Origin of the sequence: Campylobacter concisus (assembly GCF_003048985.1) — a bacterium.
In the GTDB taxonomy this organism is placed as follows: domain Bacteria; phylum Campylobacterota; class Campylobacteria; order Campylobacterales; family Campylobacteraceae; genus Campylobacter_A; species Campylobacter_A concisus_AY.
In genome coordinates, this window is the sequence record NZ_PIRS01000010.1 from 39098 (window position 1) to 60317 (window position 21220).

Sequence of the window (21220 nt, forward strand, 5' to 3'; positions counted from 1 at the left end):
CAAAAATAAAAGGGCGGCGTCTCACTCCGCTAAAAGTGAGACCGCTAGAGCTTTTACTCCCTTAAAATCAACCTTGCCGCTTGCAAGCGTTGGGATATCATCAACGATGAATATATAGCTTGGCATCATTATAGGAGCTAGGCTGCTCTCTTTTAAAATTTGCTCGATATTTTCAGGCTCTGTGCCACTTTTTACTAAAAGTGCGATCGCTTCGCCTTTTTTGCTATCTGGCACGTTTGCGCTGCTAAAGACAACGTCGCCCCCAAGTACCTTTGCAAGCTCTTCTTCGACGCTTCCAAGGCTTATCATCTCGCCGCCAATTTTAGCAAATCTCGAATATCTATCGACGATAAACACAAAGCCGTTTTCATCGATGTGGCCTTTATCGCCAGTTTTATAGTATCTTACGCCATCAATGTGTGTGATGACCTCGCTTGTTTTGGCTTCGTCGTTTAGATAGCCCTTCATCACCTGCGATCCGCCGATGACGATGAGTCCGTCTGTGCCAGTTTCTAGCTCTTCAAGCGTCTCTGGGTCGATTATTTTTATGATGGTGCCAGGTAGAGGCATGCCAACGCTGCCAGGTCTATTAAATGTAAGCTCTTTTAGGCTCTCTTTTTCTAGGATATTTGGCATATTTACAGCAGCTACTGGCGCCGTTTCGGTCGCGCCATATCCTTCATAAATTTCTATGCCAAATTTGAGCCTAAACTCGTCTTTTATCTCAGGTTTTAGCTTTTCAGCCCCAGCTACGACCATTCTGGCACTTTGAAACATCAGCGGATGAAGCTTTTTGTTTCTGGTGTAGAGCCTAAAAAACGTTGAGGTGCCAAAGATAATGCTAGCGCTGTGTCTTGCGGCCATTTTGCCGATAGTCGCTCCGTCTGTTGGGTCAGGCACACTTACCATTTTTATGCCCTCACAAAGCGGCATGAGTGTGGTGACTGTTAGGCCAAATGAGTGAAATACTGGGAGTGAATTTAAGATCACGTCATCTTTTTTGAAATTTAGAAGTTCGCTTATTTGCTTAATGTTTGCAAGTAAATTTTTATGGCTTAGCTCGATGCCTTTTGGCTCGCCTTCGCTGCCGCTACTAAATAAAATGGTAGCTGTATCTTCTAAGCTTACACGCTTAAAATAGCAAAGCTTAATAAGCCAAGTTGGAGCAAAAAAGGCAGTTAAAAGTGCAAGAAATTTCTCTTTTTTTGAGACGCTAGCTGAGAGATCTTCTGCAAATTTAGCTTTGCCACTCATCGCATCTTTTAGATCAAAGCCCTTAAGTGCGAGCTTTTCAAGAAATTTGCTAGAGGTTATGACCGTGTTTATATCTGCCTTTCTTAGGGCGTGATTTAGCGAGGTAGCATTAAGCGTATAGTTTAAATTTACGCTCACTTTGCCCATGGCAAGAAGCGTCATATTGACGATAGCTGCGACGCTTGAGCTAGGTAGCAAGATGCCTATATTTTTCTCATCTTTTAGCTCGCGTTTGAAAATTTTGATAAAGACTAAAACAGCTGTTATAAATTTCAAGTTGCTTAAATTTAGCCCAGTGCTGTCGCTCACGCACTCTTTAAATTTATCCTCTTTTGCGTTATTTAGCCACTCGCTCGTTAGTGGTTTTTGCCTTGAGATAAAGCTCTCCCACGATGAAAAGCTAAGCTCAAGCACCTTTTGCTTCATCTTTGCAGCGTTTATAAATGTGGTTATTGGCTTGCCAAAGGCGACGATGATGTCGCGTCTGCCGTTTTTAGAAGTGAGGTCTTTGTAAAATTTACTAGCTCTTGAAAAGCTAGATCCCCAAAGGCCACGAAGATAAAATGGCACGATACAAATTTCTTCTAGATCTCTTATGATAAGCTCAAAGCCCTTTTGAAATTCATTTATCTGGCCGTTGTAGCTGATGTGGCCCTCTGGGAAAAGTGCGACCACTTCGCCATTTTTTAGGCACTCTCTAACTAGCTCTATGGACTCTTTGCTAGCGCCTGCGCCTATTGGGATCACTTTAAAAAATTTAAAAATTTGCTTTAGATACCATTTGTTATAGATAGTTCTATACATGACAAATCTTATGCCCCTTGGGCTTGCAGCTTGAAGCACGAGCCAGTCGATCCAGCTGATGTGATTGCCAAGAAGTAGTGCGCCGCCACTTTGTGGTAAATTTTGAAGTCCTTCAACGAAAAATCGGTACTTTGTCTTTAAAAATGGCAATAAAAGCAGCCTTGTAAAAAGGTGTGGAAGCTGCAAAATGGCGTAAAAACTGCCGAGCAAGCAAACAAGCGCTGTAAAGACAAAGAGTCCAGTGGTTGAAATTTCAAAATATACTAAGCCTATGCCAATGGCTAGAAATAGCAGCATTGAGACGTTTTGCAAGAAGTTGTTTGCCGCCATTATCTTGCCGGTGGTCTTTTGCGGGGCGAAGTACTGGATCATCGCATTTAGCGGCACTATAAAAATTCCACCAAAAAAGCCAAATGCAAATGAGCTAAGGCTCACTACGCCGATGCTTGAGCCAAATGCGAAAAATAAAAGCGAGAAAAATATACCAATAGCACCCATTGGCACGATGCCAAGCTCGATGTGTAGCTTTGACATAGAGCCAGCCACGTATGAGCCAAATGCTATGCCTATGGCACTTACTGCAAGGATGGCCTGCACTGCTAGAGAGCTGTCGTCATTAAAAACTGCCTTGTAGTGAGCTGGAAAAGCTGCGATGATGATCTGAGAAATTCCCCAAAATATGCTAAGACCTGCGATGCTTAGCCAGATATTTTTATCTGATCTTACCTCTTTTAAATTTTCTCTCAAGTAGCTAAGGCTGATGTATTTTTTAAGCTCAAATTCTCCGCTTTGTTCGTTTGTTTCGCTGATATAAGGTAGCTTGTAGGCAAAAAATGCTTCAAGTGCGCTAAATACGACTAAAAAGATGCCGATAGGATAGACACTTTTTAAAATTTCTTCCGAGTTTTCGCCTTGGATGTATAAATTTTCAAATATAAATGAAAACAAAAATGAGCTAACCAAGATAGCTACGATGGTAAGTGCTTGGATGACGCCGTTTGCTGTGCCAAGTCGCTCAGTGCCGACAAGTGCTTTGATGATGCCGTATTTTGCTGGTGAGTAGATCGCACTTTGAGCAGCTAGTATGAGCGTGAGCGCAAATGCCACGCCAAAGGCACCCAAAAGGTAGCTAATAAGCACCGCAACGCTGATAACAACGCCAAAGACGGCGCAAATTCTAATAACCTTTGTCTTTGCAAATTTGTCATTTATAAAGCTTGAAGGCGAAAATAAAAATATAAATGGAAGCAAGATCATCGCATTTATAACGGCTGTTAGGATAAAAAGCGTATCGCCTGAGTAGGTCTTTAAAAGGACGTTTTGGATGGTTATTTTGTGTGCTAGATCGACACTTGCGTTTAAAAATGCGATCGCAAGGTAGGGCAAAAAGCCAGTGACTTTTAGTAAATTCCTCATGAATAAAGCCTTTTTGGATTTAAAATTTTGTAAATCTAACAGCAAAATATTTAAAATATCATTAATAAAAAACTCTAGCCATAAATTTTGTGGTGAAATTTCTTTGAAAAAATTTAAATTTTATATGCTTTTTGATAAAATCTGCCCATCAAAAATAAGGAAAAATTTATCATGGACTATGAAATCATCGTCGTTGGCGGCGGACATGCTGGCATTGAGGCAAGTCTTGCGGCTGCTAGAATGGGCAAACAAACTTTACTGATCACTATCTTAGCCGAGCAAATAGGCGCTGCAAGCTGCAACCCAGCCATCGGAGGCCTTGCAAAAGGGCATCTTGTAAAAGAGATCGACGCGCTTGGTGGTCAGATGGGGCTTACAACTGACGCCGTTGGTATCCAGTTTCGCGTGCTAAATGAGAGCAAAGGCCCAGCAGTACGTGGTAGCCGCGCTCAGATCGATATGGATAGATACCGCGTTTATATGAGAAATTTGCTTTTAAACACTCCAAATTTAGAAATTTCTCAAGAGATCGCCACTGAAATTTTAAGCGAAAATGGCGAAGTAACTGGCGTTAAAACCCACCTAAATAACATCTATAACGCAAAAAAAGTGATAATTACAACTGGCACATTTTTAAACGGGCTAATCCACGTTGGATTTAATAAACTTGAAGCTGGTCGCGTGGGCGAGCTAAGCGCAAAGGATCTAAGCTCTAGTCTAAGAGAGCTTGGGCTAAATTTGGGCAGGCTAAAGACTGGAACATGCCCAAGGATCGACGCAAAAACGATAAATTTTGAAATTTTAGAGAAGCAAGATGGCGACGCAAAGCCAGTTGCATTTAGCTTTAGAACTAAAAATTTCTCCCCAACGCAGCTACCATGCTACATCGCCTACACAAACGAAACCACCCATGAGATAATCCGCTCAAATTTCGATAAAGCGCCACTTTTTACAGGTCAGATCGAGGGTATCGGACCAAGATATTGCCCTAGTATCGAGGATAAGATAAACCGCTTTGGCGACCGCGACAGACACCACCTTTTCATCGAGCCTCAGACCCTTGAAGCGACAGAGTACTACATAAACGGCTTTTCAACTAGCTTGCCTTATGAGGTGCAAGTGCAGATGCTCCGCTCTGTAAAGGGCTTTGAAAATGCTAAAATAGTAAGGCATGGATACGCCATCGAGTACGACTACGTCGAGCCAACGCAGCTAAAACATAGTTTGGAGACCAAAAAGGTAAAAGGTCTTTATCTAGCTGGGCAGATCAACGGCACGACTGGATACGAGGAGGCCGGTGCTCAGGGGCTAATGGCTGGCATAAACGCAGCGCTTTCGCTTGATGATAAAGAACCGCTCATCTTGCGACGTGATGAGGCGTATATCGGCGTTTTGATAGATGATCTTGTCACAAAAGGGACAAAAGAGCCATATAGGATGTTTACGAGTAGGGCGGAGTATCGCTTGCTTTTGCGTGAGGAAAATGCCATTTTAAGGCTTGGCGGATATGGTCATGAGCTTGGGCTGCTTGATGATGAGACTTTTAACGAGATCGAAAATATAAGAAGAAATTTAAAAGAGGGTTTAGAGTTTTTAAACGAGACTCAGATCACGCCAAGTAAGGCAAATTTGGAGCTTTTAGCAAGCCTTGATGAAGAGCCGATCAGCCAAAACGTGAGCCTTCAAAAGATCGTAGCTAGAAAGAGCTTCACGGCTGAGAAACTAAGAAAGCTTGATGAGAGATTTGTAAATTTAGACGATGCGAGCATGGATCAAATTTTAACCGAGTGCAAATATCAGCACTACATCAGCGAGCAAAAAAATCAGATAGAAAAAATGAAAGATATGATGGATGTGAAAATCCCTGAAAATTTCGACTTTAGAAGCATAAGCGGACTTAGCAACGAAGTGGTCGAAAAGCTTGAGAAATTTGCCCCGCCAACGCTCTTTGCGGCGAGTGAAATTTCAGGTATCACGCCAGCGGCGATCGATATCTTGCATATTTATATAAAAATGAGCGAGAAAAAGGCTTAAATTTAAGCCTTTTATGGTTTTAAAATTTAACTGGCGTTTAAAATTTAAAACAAAGTTGCTCATTTTTAATAGTTGCTATTTATAATTTTTTAAGTTTAATAAATTTTATTATTAAAATTTCTATTTTACGAGAGCTAAAATAGAAAAATTTTTTATCTTAACGTTTAGACATTAGATCAAATTTATCTTTTATAAAAAGCTTAAAATCACGATATATGGATATTTCTGGGTAAATTTACGTCAAATTTTAGTGTAAAAAAAGCTTAAATTCACTTTATTTTTACAAACTATATTGTGAGATTATAGTTTTTTAATTTTTTGAGAGTATAATCGTTTAAATTTTATTTATAGAAAGGAAATTAATGTCAGTAAAGCAAGAAAGACGAAGCTTTATCGGCCTTGCGTTTGGTGCCGTGGCAGCTGTTGGTGGCGCGATGTCACTAGTTGCCATGAAAAAGACCTGGGATCCGCTCCCTAGTGTAAAAGCTGCTGGTTTTACAACTGTCGATCTAAGCCCGATCAAAGATGGCGAGATGAGACAGGTTGAGTGGCGTAAAAAGCCTATTTTCATCCTCAAAAAAAGCCCAGATATGGCTAAAAACGACAAGAGAGATGTAGTCGTTGGAGATGCGAGGTATGTAGTTCTTATCGGACTTTGCACGCACCTAGGATGCATCCCTGAGTATAAAGCGAGCAAGCAAATGTTTGTCTGTGCCTGTCATGGCGGCGAATTTAACGTTGATGGCATACAAACATACGGACCTCCACCAAGACCGCTTGATATCCCACCATTTAAGATCGATGGTACCAAGCTAGTTCTAGGCGAAACAAGCCCAGAATACGAAAAATTAGTAGCTAAAGCTTAGGAGGTTAGTGATGTCTTTATCTCATAAATCAACTGGCGTTATTGACTGGCTTGACCAACGCCTAGCTTTTACAAAACTTATGAAGGTTCTAGTTAGCGAATACTGGATCCCAAAAAATATAAATTTCCTTTGGGCGATGGGCGTTATCCTAACGACGCTTTTCTTGCTTTTGATCATCACTGGCTATTTGCTTATGATGTATTACAAACCAGATGTAAATTTAGCCTTTGATAGCGTAAATTACACTATCATGCAAGAGGTCGAGTATGGCTGGCTTTGGCGTCATATCCACGCAGTTTCAGCTTCTACGATATTTCTTATCATGTATATCCACTTGCTTACTGGACTTTACTACGGCTCATACAAAAGAGGCAGAGAGGTCATTTGGGTAAGCGGTATGGTGCTATTTATCTGCTTTTCAGCAGAGGCATTTAGCGGCTATATGCTCCCATGGGGACAGATGAGCTACTGGGCGGCGACTGTTATCACTCAGCTTTTTGGTGGTGTGCCAGTTATCGGCGATGCTTTGGTTGAGTGGATCAGAGGAGACTATGCAGTTGGCGACTCAACGCTTACAAGATTTTTCATGCTTCATGTCTGCTTGCTACCACTTGTGACTATCGTTGTTTTGGTTATTCACTTCTACTCATTAAGAGTTCCTCACGTAAATAACCTAACAAGCGAAGATATTGACTTTGACGTAGAGGCGCAAGAGTATCTACACGGCGACAGAGCAAAAGCTAAAGTTATACCGTTTTGGCCAGGATTTTTGGCAAAAGACTTCATGTATGTATCATTTTTCATGATCTTTGTCATATATCTTGTTTGCTATCACTTCAACTTTGCGATGGATCCTATCAACTTTGAGCCAGCAAATCCGCTAAAAACTCCACCACACATCTACCCAGAGTGGTACTTCTTGTGGCAATATGAAATTTTACGTGGTTTCTTCTTTGATATAGCTGGAATTTCAGCTTATAACATCGGACTTATCGCATTTGCCTTTGCAGGCGTTGCGTTTATGCTTATACCACTTTTTGATAGAAGCGGTCTTGTAGCTCCAGCTCATAAAAGACCACTATTTTTTGTATGGTTTTGGGTGCTAGTTGCTGACCTTATCGTCTTATCTATATATGGCAAGCTCCCAACAGGTGGCATCAACGACTGGATAGGATTTTATGCTTCATTGCTATTTTTAGTGCTATTTATAATCGCACTTCCAGTTATCACAATACTTGAAAGAAAAAGGGGCTAATCATGAAAGAGCTTAAAATTTTTGCCATCGTTGTTATCCTTTCAGGTATTTTATACTGGGGTATCGAGCCTTACGCTCACACAAAGCTTCATCCGCACACTGCAAATGCCGAGTACAACTTCTCAAAAGAAGATACTGACTACGCAAAGCACTTTTTAGAGCAGAAAAAAGAGGCGCTTGAGGCTGCAAAAGCTAGCGGCAACAAGGCTAGCATCGATGCAGCTACAAAAGATGTTGAGACAGCACAAAAAATTCTTGATGACTATACAGCTTTTTGGGCTGATATAAATTCGATCGACCTTGCAAAAGGTGACGCTGCAAAAGGCGCTGAGACATTTGGCGCAGCTGGATGTACAGGATGCCACGGCATCGAAGCAGCCGGCACTCCAGCTAGTATGGACGCTGAGACAGCTAGCCAAAGCTTTGGCGTAGTGCCACCAGATCTTAGCACAGCTGGTAAAATTTATGATGAGAGATTTTTGGCTGCACTCATCAAAAATCCAACTATGGCTGTAAAACTATCTCATAAATTTAATGACGAGCATCCTTATCCGATGACTGCATTTATGGGTGCTGGCGGCGATATAAACGCTGAGATCGCTGACATAGTTGCTTACCTTAAAAAGGTATCAGCTGACGCGGATGCAAAGAGCAAGATTACTGAAGAAAAGGTATTTGCTGATGCATGTCAAAGATGCCACGATATGAAGTATGATAAAAAATATACTCTTAGCAACAAAGCAAGCCTTGCAGCATATATGGGCTCAAACCCACCAGATCTATCTATGATGATCCGCTCAAAAGGTGCTGATTACTTGCATAAATTTATAAACGATACTCAAAAGATGCTTCCAGGCACTGCTATGCCTAGAGTTGGCTTAAACAAAGCTGCTGAAGATGACATAGTATCTTACATAGAAAAAGTAGGCGATAGTAAAAAGGCTGAGCGCGAGAGCACTGGCATTTACGTGATGATCTACTTCTTCATCTTAGGAATTTTTGCTTGGCTTTGGAAACGCAAAGTCTGGAGCGAACTCCACTAAAATTTAAGAGCCTTCTTGGCTCTTAAATTCTTTATAGTAAATTTACATATACAAATAGGTATGTAAATTCCTTTTTAAATTTATTCTTTTTTCAAATTTTAAACTTTCATTCACTCACAAGAATCGACTACTAAAATTTGGCTTCGCTTACCGCTTAGCTCAAATTTTAGAGCCGAAATTACTCGCTCATGAAATTTTAAAATTTACTTATTACTCATCTGATTTAGCAAAACAAATTTGCAAATTTTAAAATCTTATTTACTCGCCTTAGCAGACTACTAAATTTAGGCTGCACTTCGTTTAGCACTAAATTTAGAGCCGTGATATGCTCGTTCATAAATTTTAAAATTTGTTATAAACTCCTTTGGCATAAAACACATGCGGCGCAAAGCGCTATCGCATGTACTTTGAACGTGCGAGGGGATTGTGGGATCTAAATGGAAATAAGGGGACGGCTTTGCTTCGCTAGCTCGCAACTGCAAGCAGACCGTAATTCAAGCCCCCCCCTGTCTCCCTTTTGGATAAAAAGAAATTTACAAATTTAATAAAGCTATCTTTGCAAATTTTAAAACTTTCACTCACTCGCAAGAATTGACTACTAAAATTTGGCTTCGCTCACAGTTTAGCTCAAATTTTAGAGCCGAAATTACTCGCTCATGAAATTTTAAAATTTGTCAGAATTTTCTAAAAATAAACCGCATGCAGTGTGAAGCACTAAAGCATGCCCCTCTAACGTTGTCGGGGTTAGGGGATCGTTAAGGGGGAAGGGAGCCTTCTTTGCTTCGCAAGCTCGCAACTGCAAGCAGACCGTAATTCAAGCTTCTTCCCCCTTAACAAAGAAACAAAACTTTAAATTTTTAAAAAACTATTCTGTAAATTTTAAAATCTTACTCACTCGCCTTAGCAGACTACTAAATTTAGGTCTCGTTACCACTTGCCACTGAATTTGGAAGCGTGATATGCTCGCTTATAAATTTTAAAATTTGCCGGATTTTGCGCTTTGATAGTGTCGTACGTGCCCAGTGTGCAACAGGTATTTGGCAAAAGATGCGGCAAATGTGAGGATATTAATAACTTGCAAGCGAGTAAATTTACATTTTCTGGCAAATTTACTCAGCAAAAACCACATAAATTTACGCAAAGCAGCCAAATTTAGCTCGCCGTAAAGCCACACTAAACGGCTAAATTTCTTTGGCGATCTTGCTCATTTTGTTTATCAGCTCTTCACGCTCGCTTGATTTTAGGTTGCCGTATTGAAGCTTTGTCATCATCTGCATGAAGTCAAATTGCTTAAACATCTGCGCGTCGCTCTTTAGCTCTTTTTCAAGCTTCTCGTAGATCTTCTCTGTCTCTTCGTTGGCTTTTTCTAAATTTTGCAAAAAGCTTCCAGTCGCACTTGAGTCAAGGTCGTTTTTCGCTGCCTTGTCAATGGCGTTTTTTAAATTTGATAAATTTTCAGAAATTTTCATCTGCACTTCCTTTTGGATTTTAAAATTTAGAGCAAATTTTATTCCTAATTTTCATCCCACCACTTTTTTCTAGGTGGATTTTGCACGGTGAAAACCTCTCCGATCATCGGCGTTGCATATTTTAGCTCAAGTTTTGTAGCTGCCTTTTCAAAACGCTTGATCGGCTCGTCCCAAGCGTGATAAGAAAGATCAAATTTACCCCAATGCACCGGCACGCCAAGCTTAGCTTCAAGATCTTTTAGTGCTTGCGCTGACTCCTCTGGCTTCATGTGCACGTAAGGCCAGCCATCGCTGTAAGCGCCATTTTCTATAAAAACTAGGTCAAAGCCGCCAAATTTTTCATTTATCATCTTAAAATGCTTGCCATATCCGCCATCACCGCTAAAGTAAAAGCTAAAGCCAGCCTCCTCTACCGCCCAGCCGCCCCAAAGAGTGGTGTTTCTTTTAAATGTGCGCCCGCTAAAGTGCCTTGAGGGGCAAAAAGTGAAGTTTAAATTTCCTATTCTCTGCTCATTAAACCAGTCAAACTCGTAAATTTTGCCTTCATCCACGCCCCATTTTACGAGGTGAGCTTTGACGCCAAGTGGCACTAGAAATTTGGCTATCCTATCCTTTAGCTCAAGGATCGTTTTATGGTCAAGATGGTCGTAGTGATCGTGCGAGATGAGGGCGATGTCGATCACCTCTGGGTAGTCGCTAACGGTGATGGCGTGCTCGTAGGCAAAGGGCTTGCCGCCAACTGGCAGAGGGAATGCTCGGTGCAAAACTGGGTCTGTGATGATGATTTTGCCATCAAGCTTGCAGATTAGGCTAACGTGTCCAAGCCAGATAAACTCGCCATTTTTGAGGGCGTTTGCGTCAAATTTTAAATTTGGCAAAGGGCGCTTTGGTAGCTTGCCTTTTGGTGGAAAGAGCGCTTGGAGGGTGAAATTTAACATAGATGCTTGCGGACTTTTCTTTACCATATCAATCGTTGGCTCTAAATTTATAAAAACTTTGCCGTTAAAATTTGGCGAAGCCTCTATCAGCCTTTGGCTCTTGGCATCTGGTCTGCCGCCAAAAACAGGGACAAATTTCATAAAAGCAAAAACTGAAGCGATAAATAAAACTATGACTATAAAAATTTCCATCAATAATCCTTTTAAATTTAAAGGTTGGATTATATTTTAGATTTTTAAATTTCAGTTTCATTTAATTAACCCAAGCTTAAAAAACTAATTTTTAAGTTTAAACTTAATTAAGATAATTTTACTCTTTTTACTAATTATCTGTTATGAAATATTAATCTTTTTTGATTAATCACACGATAATAACGCTGTTTAATAGCATATCTTAAACTAATATAAAATAAAAATTTAATTTCAAAAATACAAAATTTGTCAGATAGCTGACGGAATTTAATCGCCAGAAGTTATAGAATTGTTTCAAAAATTTCAGGAAGGAGCGTTTGAGATGTTAAATAAAAATTTAACTATCTCTATTCATGTGATTAACAATCACTCTATTAGTGAGCAGGGCGGTCTTGCCTTGTTTTTTAGGAGGAATTTATGAAAAAACATAAATTTGTGATTGCCGATTCTAAACGCTGCATAGGATGTGCGACCTGTATGGCTGCATGTTTTAAAAGTGCTTATGAACGCGGCAAACTATCACGTGCAAGGCTAAGCGTCTTAAGAGAAGCTAGCGGTGTTATGCCGACTCAGTGCAGACAATGCGACGATGGCCCTTGCGCAAATGTATGCCCAACTGGAGCGTTGCGATTTAACGATAATTGCATCGAGCTTCACGAGGAAATTTGTATAGGTTGCAAGATGTGCACGATCGCTTGCCCTTATGGTGCGATAAGCTCAAGTGCAGAGCTTATGCCTTCAGTAAATTACGCTGTCGAGCCAAAATACTATCTTGAAGTAGAGTCACAATCAGGCGCAAAAAACATCGCAGTAAAATGTGATATGTGCTTTGGCCGTGAAAATGGACCAGCTTGCGTTGATGTATGCCCAACAAGCGCTCTTATAATGGTTGATCCAGAAGAGGGCAAACATAAGCTTGGCAAGAGGATAGACTACGATGCAGCGAATAAATTTGCTACTAAAATTTTAAACGGACAAGGAGCATAAGATGACTACGGTTTATATGCTATTTCTTGTAAGTGCCGTCGTTAGTATCTTGCTCTACTGCGCTCCAAAAGCCGCTGTTAAAGTTGGTTTTGGACTAAGTGCTATAAGCTGCTTTTATGCGATGTGTCACTTCGTTGCAAATATGGGAGTAAGTGATAGCTTTGCTCTTATGGATGGCTTTTTGTATTCGCCAAAATTTGCGCTAAATCCACTTGGAAATTTCTTCAGCTTTGTCGTTGTTTTCATCGGATTTGCAAGTAGTGTTTATGGTATGAGCTATGCAGAAGAGTACATAAAAAAAGCAAATGTTGGTGTGTTTGCATGTTTGTTTAACACATTCATCCTTTCAATGCTTCTAGTAATCAGTGCTGATAATGTATTTTGCTTTGTTGTTTTATGGGAGCTTATGACTCTTGTATCATCATTTCTTATCATCGTCAATGACGGTAAAAATACACTTAAAGCGGTTATGGTATATCTTGGTATCGCACAAATTGGTGCATTTTGTATAACCTGTGGCTTGCTTATCACAGCTTACTATGCAGGAAGCTTTGAATTTAGCGCATTTATGGGTGTTAAGATGCCATTTGGCGCTTCTGCTGCTGTATTTATACTATTCTTGGTTGGCTTTGGTAGTAAAGCTGGTATGTGGCCATTCCACGTTTGGCTTCCACAAGCTCACCCAGCAGCACCATCAAACGTTTCAGCTCTTATGTCAGGCGTTATGATTAAAGTTGCTCTATTTACTCTAGTTAAATTTACACTTTACCTACCACTTAGCACATACTTTGGTCTTACAATACTCGCTCTTGGTGCAGCTAGCTCACTATTTGGTGTTTTATACGCTCTTTGCCAACACGACTTTAAGGCTTTGCTTGCTTACCACTCAGTTGAGAACATAGGCATCATCTTGCTAGGTCTTGGTACTGGCATCTACGGCGTTGCAGCTGGAAATTTAACACTTGCAGCAGTAGGTTTTCTAGCAGGTTGCTACCACGTAGTTAACCACGCTATATTTAAAGGTCTGCTTTTCCTTTGCGCTGGTTCAGTTATCCACGCTACTCATACACAAAATATGGATATCCTTGGAGGTCTTGCTAAAAAGATGCCATGGACAAGCCTTGGTATGTTTATAGGTATCATGGGTATCGCAGCTTTACCTCCAGTAAATGGCTTTGTTTCAGAGTGGTTTACATATCAAGGTATGCTTCAAGGTGCGATGGGAGAAGGAACATTAGTTAGATATGCATTTACACTTGGCGTCGTAGCTCTTGCGCTAACAGGCGTTTTGGTCGGTATGCACCTTAAACTTTACGCTGTTATCTTTGCAGGTACTCCAAGAGATCAAAAAATTTGGGAAAATGCTAAAGAGAGTCCGATAGGTATGGTTCTTGGTATGATCATTCTAATGATAGGCTGCGTTGGCTTTGGTCTTGGCGCAAACTACATAGTTGATTACATCATGCAAGCTGTAAATTCTATCGCTATAAGCGACTATAAAGCTAGCCTTGGTGCTATAAATGTAACTTCACCTATGGGTAGCATGATCTCAACTCCACTTATCGCTTTAGTCCTATGTGCAACTATGATTTTGCCATTTATCATCCTTGCTGTTATGAAAGCAAACAGAGATAAACCACGCGAAACTGATCCTTGGGCTTGTGGCTTTAAATATAGCTCACGTATGCAAATGACAGGTGGTCCATTCACTGGCGACCTTAGAAAAATTATGCAATGGCTATTTAGAGCTGATAAAAAAGTAGTTACTAGAAATTATTTTGACGCGGTTGAGTATCACAACCATCCAAAAGATATTTGGTGGGGAATGTTTTATGAGCCAGTCATTAAATGGTGTGTGAAATTTGCTGATAAGCTAGGTATCGTTCAAAGTGGTTATACAAATGTATATGCACTTTATATCTTGCTATATCTTTGTGTCATACTTGCTGTGGGCTACTTTTTAGTTTAGGAGACGAAAATGCAAACTATACTTTTAATGATATTTCAAGTAGTCGTTATCGTTTTGGTAGCTCCTTTGTTTGATGGTATGGCAAGAAAACTTAGAGCTAAACTTCAATCAAAACAAGGTAGCGATTTCTTTCAAACATATCGCGACATTATAAAGCTTTTTAGAAGAGGAAGAACCGTCCCTGAGTGCTCTCACTGGGTATTTAGATGGGCTCCATTTTTCCTTTTTGCAACTTCAGCTGCAGTGCTAGCTGCTATACCTATCACTTATAGCAAAGACACTGTATTTGGAGCTTACTCAGATATATTTGTTATCCTCTATCTTGGTGCGCTACTTAGATTTGTATTTGGTGCAGCTTCAATGGATAGCGGCAACCCATTTGCAGCAACAGGTGGTGGCAGGGAGCAAATGCTTGGTGTTTATGTTGAGCCAGTTATGATTATGTGCTTAATCGTAGTTATGCTTGCAGCTAAAACATCAAATTTAGTTGAGATCCAAGAGATGGTAAGAACTGGCGTTATCGGATATCAAATTCCAAGTTTTGCCGTTGCTTCTATCGCATTTTTGTGGTGTATGTATGTTGAGACTGGTAGAAAGCCATTTGACTTAGCTGAAGCAGAACAAGAGCTTCAAGAGGGTGTTCTTGGTGAGTATGCTGGTAGCGACCTTGGCCTAGTTCAAGCATCACTTATATTAAAACAGTTTGCTATGATCGGACTTTTCCTAAGCATATTTGAGCCATGGAACTTTAGCAATCCTTTCTTAGCTATTATCGTTTTTGTGATAAAAACTGGAGTATTTTACGTCGCAGCTGTATTTATAGACAACTTTGGACCACGCTTTAAAATGACTTCATCTTTACGCAAAAATGCTCTTGGTGCACTTGCTATTTCGTTTGTTGCACTAACACTTTATGTAGTAGGAGCGTGAGATGCAAACACTAGATATATTAGCCATTTGCATGATCGTAACTTCGCTTGCGGTTTTTGGTCTTAGAAGCTTGAAACTCTCAATCATCGCTTATGCGATAGAGACACTACTTTTAGTTAGTATATTTTTCTTGCTATCTGAGAAATTTAACGCTGAGCAGCTAAAAACTTGGGCGATCGTTGCGTTTTTTACCAAAGTTCTTTTCGTGCCAGGAATTTTGTTCTGGCTTATCAAAAAACTTGGCGTAGTTAGCGAAGATGAGCCAGTTGGTGGATTTTTTGTAAGTCCTGTTATTGCTATGGGATTTTCTCTAGCTCTTTCAATGAGTATCCACCCTATATTTTTAAAATTCTCTCTTATCAAAGAAGAGATCATGTTGATCGCTGCTGGAACAGTCTTTATGATGGGAATTTTTGGCTTCATGCTAAGAAACTCATTTATAAAACAAATTCTAGCTTACTGCTTGTTTGAAAACGGTATCCACCTAAGCCTTGCTCTAATGGCTTACAACTCACATGAGCTAGTTGAGCTTGGAATTTTAACAGATGCGATATTTGCTGTTATTATCATGAGCGTTCTAGCGATTAGATTTTATAAAGCTTATGATAGCTTAGATACTTCTAAAGCTTCAAATTTAAGGGGTTAGAGATGGATAGTTTAGCTTTAATACTTATCTTACCGCTCCTTGGTGCTTTGATCTTGTTTTTAAGTCCTAAAAACTATGCAGTACTTAGCGGACTTCATGTCTTGTTTTCTGCTGCGACATCAGTGGCTTTACTTAACAATGTTCTTAAAGTTTTAAGTGGCGGAACTTTTTATAGTTTTGATAAATTTTTATTCTTAGATAGCTTAGGCTGTGTTTTCTTGGTGCTTATCGCCGTAACTGGATTTATAGTAAATTTCTACTCTATCCATTACATGAGATGGGAGCTTGAAGATGGACACATCCACTTAAGCGATCTTAAAAAATACTACGCACTAAGCCATGTATTTATCTTTACAATGACTTTAAGCGTTATTTGCAACAACGTTGCGTTTATGTGGGCAGCTATCGAGGCTACTACACTAGCTTCTGTATTTTTGGTTGCTATACACAAAGATCAAAAATCAACAGAGAGTGGTTACAAATACATCGTTCTTTGCTCAATCGGTCTAGCATTTGCTCTTTATGCAACCGTTCTTCTATACTCAGCTACATATAGCACACTAGGAGACGGCGAGGCTTCTATGCAGTTTTCAAGCATAATGGCTAACGCTAAAAATCTAAACCCAGATGCAGCAAAACTTATCTTTGTGTTTGCGCTAATTGGTTTTGGTACAAAAGCTGGTCTTGCTCCAACTCACACTTGGTTGCCAGACGTTCACGCTGAAGGTCCAGCACCTATCTCAGCATTGCTATCAGGCGTACTTTTAAAATGTGCGATGCTTGCACTTTTAAGATACTACGCTATTGCAGCTCAAGCAGTTGGATTTAGCTTTGTTGAAGGCGTAATGATCGTATCAGGAACTATCACACTTTTTGTAGCAGGATTTTTCCTAATAAGACAACACAACGTAAAAAGAATGTTTGCATACCACTCAATCGTTCACATGGGTGTTATCGCATTTGCACTTGGTGTTGGCGGTAAATTTGGTCTATTTGCAGCGATATTCCACTGCTTAGCTCACAGCTTTACAAAAGCTTTGGCTTTCTGCTCAACAGGTAATATAGCAAGAATTTACGGCCACAAAGATATGAGTAAGATGGGCGGCATGGTTAAGATCGCACCTATTACAACTATTATGTTTGGTGCAGCTGTATGCTCACTAGTTGGTGTTCCAGCATTTGCTATATTTGTTAGCGAATATAACGTCTTTGTTGGAGCTATCACAAGTGGTCAATACATCGCAGTTGCGCTATTTGCTATTGCACTTGCAGTTATTTTCATAGCTGACTTTGCGCACTTTAATATGGCAAGCTTTGGCGAGCCAAAAGGTGTGGTTGTTCATAATAAAGAGATGAGTTTATTTGAAAATTTACCTCTTATAGCACTCTGTGCCCTTATCATAATCTTTGGCGTATGGCACGTAGATAGCTTTTATACGCTAGTAAATAACGGTGTTAATATAATGATGGGAGCTTTAAAATGAGAGGCGATAAATTTGTTGAAATCCTAAAAACAAAGGTAAAAATTTTAGAAGTAACTCGTCAAGCAGACGATCAGATCACAGTTTTGGTTGATAGAAATGATCTTCCACTAGCTGTTAAAACACTTTATTATGATATCGGTGGCTTTATAAGCACTATGATACCAAACGACGAGCGCCAGATAAATGGCTGCTATGCGCTTTACTATGCTATCTCAATGGAAGGTAGCAAGATGACTGAGGCGGACGACTTTGCAGCTGAAGATAAGTGCTTTATCACAGTTAAAACTCTTATCCCAGGAAGCGATCCGACATTTCCATCAGTTACTCCGCTCGTACCAGCTTGTGTTTGGTATGAAAGAGAAGCTTATGATATGTTTGGCCTAGTAGCTGAGGGTCTGCCTGATAAAAGACGTCTAGTTTTAAGTGATGACTGGCCAGACGGACTTCATCCACTTAGAAAAGACGCTATGGACTACCGCTACCGCCCTGATCCGGTTGATCACAGAGATGAGCCTGATGCGGAGTTTTTATTTCCAACAGGCGACGCAGTAGTCGATGTGCCACTTGGACCACTACACGTTACATCTGATGAGCCTGGTCACTTTAGACTTTTCTGCGACGGCGATGAGATTATTGACGCTGACTACCGCTTGTTCTATCAACACCGCGGTATGGAGAAGCTAGCTGAAAACAGAATGAACTATGATCAAATGGGCTATCTTGCAGAGCGTGTTTGCGGAATTTGCGGTTATGCTCACGCTATTGCTTGTATCGAAGCAGCAGAAAAAGCTATTAAGCTTGAAATCCCACTAAGAGCTCAAGCTATACGCGTCATCTGTCTTGAGATCGAGCGTCTTCACAGCCACCTTTTAAATATCGGTCTAGCTTGTGAGGTTACTGGTAACTACAATGCTTTCATGCATATCTTTAGGGTTCGTGAGTACTCTATGGAGCTAGCTCAACTTGTAACTGGCGGACGTAAAACATACGGCAACGTCGTTATGGGCGGCTTAAGACGTGATATGACAAACCATGAGATCAAAAAAGGCTTAGAGATCATCAACAAACTTGACATTCAAATTTCAGAAATTTGGGATGCAGTTTTGGAAGATAAACGCCAAATCGGACGCTGGAAAGGTGTAGGTATATTGGATCGTCAAATAGCACGTGACTTTAGCCCAGTTGGTCCAAACATGAGAGGCTCTGGCTTTAAACGTGATAACCGCTACGATCATCCATACGACTTCTTCAAACAGATAGAATTTGAAGTAGCAGTTGAGCATGGTTGTGACGTTTTTGCTCGTGAGATGGTTAGATATAAAGAGCTAAAAAGCTCTATCCACATCATCCGCCAATGCTTTGAGATGATGCCTCAAACTCCGATCATGATCGATCCTGTGACTATGATCAAGCCTGAGAATTTCGCACTTGGTCACGACGAAGCACCACGTGGTGAAAATGTTCACTGGATCATGCAAGGTAGCGCTCAAAAAGTATATCGCTGGAGATGTAGGGCTGCGACATATAACAACTGGCCAAGCCTAAGGTATCAATTTAGAGGAAACAATATAAGTGACGCTGCACTTATCGTTTGCTCACTTGACCCTTGCTACTCATGCACCGAGCGTGTTACTTTGGTTGATGTAAGGACTAAAAAAAGTAAAATTTTAACAGAAAAAGACCTTAAAAAATTCTGTCAAGATGGCGGGGTTAGTAAGAAGGATTTAAGATGATGAAGTTATTTGACATCACAGAAAAATATGGAAAGGCGACATACGCCTATCCATTTGAGCCATATATTGTGCCTGAGAATTTCCGCGGTCAGCCAGACTATACATACGATCTTTGTATAGGTTGTGCAGCTTGTGGTATCGCTTGCCCTAGTAACGCAATAGAGCTTAAGATGAACGATGAGCAAACAAGGCTTGTTTGGCAGTTTGACTGCGGTCGCTGCATATTCTGCGGACGCTGCGATGAGGTTTGCCCAACTGGAGCTGTAAGACTTAGCGATAGCTTTGAGCTTGCGGTTAAATTTGACAAGAGCGCTCTTATACAAAGAGGCGAGCTTGAGATGCAAACTTGCAAATGCTGCGGCAAGCCATTTACACCAAAAAGGCTTATAAATTTCACTCTTGAAAAGCTTGGCACAGCAAATTTACTCCCAGGCAGACTTGAAGAGGCAAAAGAGTACCTTTTTATCTGCCCAGAGTGCAAGAAAAACCAATCTGCTGAGAGGCTAACAAAAGGCGTTGAGGAGGCTATAAAATGAGTCTATATCAAGTCCCAGAGGACATAAAAACAGCAAATGACCTAACTGCAAAGCTAGAGCATTTAAAAAATATCAAAAGAAGCTTTAGCGTTTATAGGATCGACTGCGGAAGCTGCAACGGTTGTGAGATCGAAATTTTCGCTGCTATCACTCCGATGTGGGATCCAGAGCGCTTTGGCTTTAAACTTGTAGCAAACCCAAGACATGCTGATATCTTGCTTTGCTCAGGACCAGTCACAAGACAGATGTATTACCCACTTCTTCGTGCTTATGAAGCAGCCCCAGATCCTAAGATCGTAGTTGCTTTTGGCGCTTGTGGTAGCACAGGTGGAATTTTCCACGACGCTTATAGCGTTTGGGGTGGTATAGATAAGATAATCCCAGTTGATGTCTATATCCCAGGATGCCCTCCACACCCAGCAAGTGTTATTTACGGTCTTGGTATGGCTCTTGGCATCATCGATCAAAAATTGCATAAAAAAAGCTATGAAAATGACAGCACTACGCCTCCACCAGTTGAGAAGTCAGTAATGGGCGATATCTTGTTTGAGCGTGACTTGCAAGCTGAAAGTAAAAGGCTGATGAGCTATATCTTTGGTAGAACGCTATTTGAAAAATATATGGACGCTATCAAAGCCTCAAGAGATATCCACAACCCAGAGCTTGCACGTGAAGCGGTTGTAGCAGCTATCAAAAAAGAAGATGATCCTAGATATGCTGAGTGTATGGCACTTTTGCATAATGACGTCTATCTAAAATACGCAAAAGCTGGTAAAAATTTTGCGATCGATGTTGATAGCGAGGTTTGGAGTAAAAGATGATTCAAGTTTATAAGCTTACAAAAAGGCATATGGACGACAACGAGAAGCTTCCACGCGAGCTAAAGGAGATAAAAATTTTCTCAACTTGCGTGGGACACGGTGTTGGTACGATTGATTTTAGCGAGAAGATCTTAGAGCTAAGCGATGAGGAATTTGACGAGATGATCAAAAACTCAGGCGAATATGTAAAATTTAAGATCGGAAATTTAAGCAAGTATTTTGAAGTTGAAATTTTTGCTGAGCATATCACTAGACTCTTGCCACAGCTTTGTGAGTGTAAGCTTAAAGAAATTTTGGCAAATTTAAAAGAGGGATATATCGTGCTTAGGAAGGACTTTTGATGAAAAAGGCCATCCTTTGCATCGGTAATCCTATGCGTGGCGATGATGATGTGGGCAATGAAGTCGGCCGCATCGTAGAGCAGGAGCTAAAAGAGTGGAAGGTATTTTTTGGGCAAGATGTGCCTGAGAATGAATTTTCAGCTATTAGAGATTTTGCACCTGATATCTTGATAGTAGTCGATGCGATGAGTGGTTTTGATGAGGATAAGATAGAGTTTTTTGATCTAAGTGACGATAGAGATTACATCTACTCAACCCACAACCTCCCAACGCCAGTGCTTTTAAGCTATTTGCGAAAAATTTGCCCAAAGACGCTTTTTCTTGGCATTAGTGTCTTGCTTGAAAATGTCCTTGATTTTGAAGAGGGCCTAAGCGAGCAGGCTAAAAAAAGTGCCAGAAAAGCTTTTTTAAGAATTGTAGAGATTGATAAAAATTTAGTTGGTTAAATTTAGCAAGTGCTAAATTAAATCTGGGGTTTGCTAAAGATAAATTTGATCATTTT

General features: G+C 40.4%; 17 protein-coding genes. 14 read left to right on the plus strand and 3 right to left on the minus strand.

All coding sequences use genetic code 11. The features are described from left to right. Positions 1–21: 21 nt before the first annotated feature. Positions 22–3474: an acyl-[ACP]--phospholipid O-acyltransferase gene (locus CVS91_RS07515; RefSeq protein WP_107831370.1), complete on the minus strand. Its 3453-nt coding sequence runs from the start codon at positions 3472–3474 to the stop codon at positions 22–24. 171 nt (positions 3475–3645) lie between these two features. On the opposite strand from CVS91_RS07515, the gene mnmG reads away from it, so the two are divergent. The 4 genes from mnmG (at position 3646) to CVS91_RS07535 (ending at position 8672) form a co-directional block, all read left to right on the plus strand. Continuing rightward, positions 3646–5508: a tRNA uridine-5-carboxymethylaminomethyl(34) synthesis enzyme MnmG gene (mnmG, locus tag CVS91_RS07520; RefSeq protein WP_107831372.1), complete on the plus strand. Its 1863-nt coding sequence runs from the start codon at positions 3646–3648 to the stop codon at positions 5506–5508. A gap of 362 nt (positions 5509–5870) precedes the next feature. Beyond that, a complete protein-coding gene (gene petA, locus CVS91_RS07525; RefSeq protein ID WP_103612822.1) occupies positions 5871–6374 on the plus strand; it encodes a ubiquinol-cytochrome c reductase iron-sulfur subunit in 504 nt (167 codons plus the stop codon). Positions 6375–6384: 10 nt separating this feature from the next. Next, a complete protein-coding gene (locus tag CVS91_RS07530) occupies positions 6385–7629 on the plus strand; it encodes a cytochrome b (protein ID WP_103558652.1) in 1245 nt (414 codons plus the stop codon). 2 nt (positions 7630–7631) lie between these two features. Next, a complete protein-coding gene (locus CVS91_RS07535) occupies positions 7632–8672 on the plus strand; it encodes a c-type cytochrome (RefSeq protein WP_107831374.1) in 1041 nt (346 codons plus the stop codon). 1181 nt (positions 8673–9853) lie between these two features. Here CVS91_RS07535 and CVS91_RS07545 read toward each other — a convergent pair. Both CVS91_RS07545 and CVS91_RS07550 read right to left on the minus strand, forming a co-directional pair. Then, entirely contained in the window at positions 9854–10141 is a 288-nt protein-coding gene (locus tag CVS91_RS07545) for a hypothetical protein (RefSeq protein ID WP_107831378.1), read from the minus strand. Positions 10142–10185: 44 nt separating this feature from the next. After that, positions 10186–11271: an MBL fold metallo-hydrolase gene (locus CVS91_RS07550; RefSeq protein WP_107831380.1), complete on the minus strand. Its 1086-nt coding sequence runs from the start codon at positions 11269–11271 to the stop codon at positions 10186–10188. 417 nt (positions 11272–11688) lie between these two features. Here CVS91_RS07550 and CVS91_RS07555 point away from each other — a divergent pair, with 417 nt between their 5' ends. Genes CVS91_RS07555 through CVS91_RS07600 form a run of 10 tightly spaced genes read left to right on the plus strand, consistent with a single transcriptional unit; the run spans position 11689 to position 21164 of the window. After that, positions 11689–12258, plus strand: a complete 570-nt coding sequence (locus CVS91_RS07555) for a 4Fe-4S dicluster domain-containing protein (RefSeq protein WP_009294859.1) — start codon at positions 11689–11691, stop codon at positions 12256–12258. A gap of 1 nt (position 12259) precedes the next feature. Further along, entirely contained in the window at positions 12260–14227 is a 1968-nt protein-coding gene (locus tag CVS91_RS07560) for a proton-conducting transporter membrane subunit (RefSeq protein WP_009294858.1), read from the plus strand. A gap of 9 nt (positions 14228–14236) precedes the next feature. Next, the gene (locus CVS91_RS07565) at positions 14237–15157 is read left to right on the plus strand and encodes a respiratory chain complex I subunit 1 family protein (protein WP_002939300.1); all 921 of its coding nucleotides are present in this window, start codon (positions 14237–14239) and stop codon (positions 15155–15157) included. Between the two features lies 1 nt (position 15158). After that, positions 15159–15803, plus strand: coding sequence for a hydrogenase 4 membrane subunit (gene hyfE / locus CVS91_RS07570; protein WP_012001181.1), 645 nt, complete (start codon positions 15159–15161; stop codon positions 15801–15803). 2 nt (positions 15804–15805) lie between these two features. Beyond that, positions 15806–17287: a hydrogenase 4 subunit F gene (locus CVS91_RS07575; RefSeq protein ID WP_103612818.1), complete on the plus strand. Its 1482-nt coding sequence runs from the start codon at positions 15806–15808 to the stop codon at positions 17285–17287. Then, a complete protein-coding gene (locus CVS91_RS07580; protein ID WP_009294856.1) occupies positions 17284–19020 on the plus strand; it encodes an NADH-quinone oxidoreductase subunit C in 1737 nt (578 codons plus the stop codon). The genes CVS91_RS07575 and CVS91_RS07580 overlap by 4 nt, the downstream gene beginning before the upstream one ends. Beyond that, positions 19017–19556: a formate hydrogenlyase complex iron-sulfur subunit gene (locus tag CVS91_RS07585; RefSeq protein ID WP_002939210.1), complete on the plus strand. Its 540-nt coding sequence runs from the start codon at positions 19017–19019 to the stop codon at positions 19554–19556. The genes CVS91_RS07580 and CVS91_RS07585 overlap by 4 nt, the downstream gene beginning before the upstream one ends. Then, entirely contained in the window at positions 19553–20377 is an 825-nt protein-coding gene (locus tag CVS91_RS07590) for an NADH-quinone oxidoreductase subunit B family protein (RefSeq protein ID WP_087581730.1), read from the plus strand. Before CVS91_RS07585 ends, CVS91_RS07590 begins: the two co-directional genes overlap by 4 nt. Further along, the gene (locus tag CVS91_RS07595; RefSeq protein WP_107831382.1) at positions 20374–20718 is read left to right on the plus strand and encodes a formate hydrogenlyase maturation HycH family protein; all 345 of its coding nucleotides are present in this window, start codon (positions 20374–20376) and stop codon (positions 20716–20718) included. Before CVS91_RS07590 ends, CVS91_RS07595 begins: the two co-directional genes overlap by 4 nt. Next, positions 20718–21164, plus strand: coding sequence for a hydrogenase 3 maturation endopeptidase HyCI (locus CVS91_RS07600; RefSeq protein WP_002939334.1), 447 nt, complete (start codon positions 20718–20720; stop codon positions 21162–21164). The genes CVS91_RS07595 and CVS91_RS07600 overlap by 1 nt, the downstream gene beginning before the upstream one ends. The last annotated feature ends 56 nt before the right edge of the window (positions 21165–21220 follow it).

What these genes read in the sequence shown, in the direction of transcription:
- CVS91_RS07515 (WP_107831370.1), bottom strand. Translation starts at nt 3,474, where the DNA reads ATGAGGAATTTACTAAAAGTCACTGGCTTTTTGCCCTACCTTGCGATC.
- mnmG (WP_107831372.1), top strand. Translation starts at nt 3,646, where the DNA reads ATGGACTATGAAATCATCGTCGTTGGCGGCGGACATGCTGGCATTGAG.
- petA (WP_103612822.1), top strand. Translation starts at nt 5,871, where the DNA reads ATGTCAGTAAAGCAAGAAAGACGAAGCTTTATCGGCCTTGCGTTTGGT.
- CVS91_RS07530 (WP_103558652.1), top strand. Translation starts at nt 6,385, where the DNA reads ATGTCTTTATCTCATAAATCAACTGGCGTTATTGACTGGCTTGACCAA.
- CVS91_RS07535 (WP_107831374.1), top strand. Translation starts at nt 7,632, where the DNA reads ATGAAAGAGCTTAAAATTTTTGCCATCGTTGTTATCCTTTCAGGTATT.
- CVS91_RS07545 (WP_107831378.1), bottom strand. Translation starts at nt 10,141, where the DNA reads ATGAAAATTTCTGAAAATTTATCAAATTTAAAAAACGCCATTGACAAG.
- CVS91_RS07550 (WP_107831380.1), bottom strand. Translation starts at nt 11,271, where the DNA reads ATGGAAATTTTTATAGTCATAGTTTTATTTATCGCTTCAGTTTTTGCT.
- CVS91_RS07555 (WP_009294859.1), top strand. Translation starts at nt 11,689, where the DNA reads ATGAAAAAACATAAATTTGTGATTGCCGATTCTAAACGCTGCATAGGA.
- CVS91_RS07560 (WP_009294858.1), top strand. Translation starts at nt 12,260, where the DNA reads ATGACTACGGTTTATATGCTATTTCTTGTAAGTGCCGTCGTTAGTATC.
- CVS91_RS07565 (WP_002939300.1), top strand. Translation starts at nt 14,237, where the DNA reads ATGCAAACTATACTTTTAATGATATTTCAAGTAGTCGTTATCGTTTTG.
- hyfE (WP_012001181.1), top strand. Translation starts at nt 15,159, where the DNA reads ATGCAAACACTAGATATATTAGCCATTTGCATGATCGTAACTTCGCTT.
- CVS91_RS07575 (WP_103612818.1), top strand. Translation starts at nt 15,806, where the DNA reads ATGGATAGTTTAGCTTTAATACTTATCTTACCGCTCCTTGGTGCTTTG.
- CVS91_RS07580 (WP_009294856.1), top strand. Translation starts at nt 17,284, where the DNA reads ATGAGAGGCGATAAATTTGTTGAAATCCTAAAAACAAAGGTAAAAATT.
- CVS91_RS07585 (WP_002939210.1), top strand. Translation starts at nt 19,017, where the DNA reads ATGATGAAGTTATTTGACATCACAGAAAAATATGGAAAGGCGACATAC.
- CVS91_RS07590 (WP_087581730.1), top strand. Translation starts at nt 19,553, where the DNA reads ATGAGTCTATATCAAGTCCCAGAGGACATAAAAACAGCAAATGACCTA.
- CVS91_RS07595 (WP_107831382.1), top strand. Translation starts at nt 20,374, where the DNA reads ATGATTCAAGTTTATAAGCTTACAAAAAGGCATATGGACGACAACGAG.
- CVS91_RS07600 (WP_002939334.1), top strand. Translation starts at nt 20,718, where the DNA reads ATGAAAAAGGCCATCCTTTGCATCGGTAATCCTATGCGTGGCGATGAT.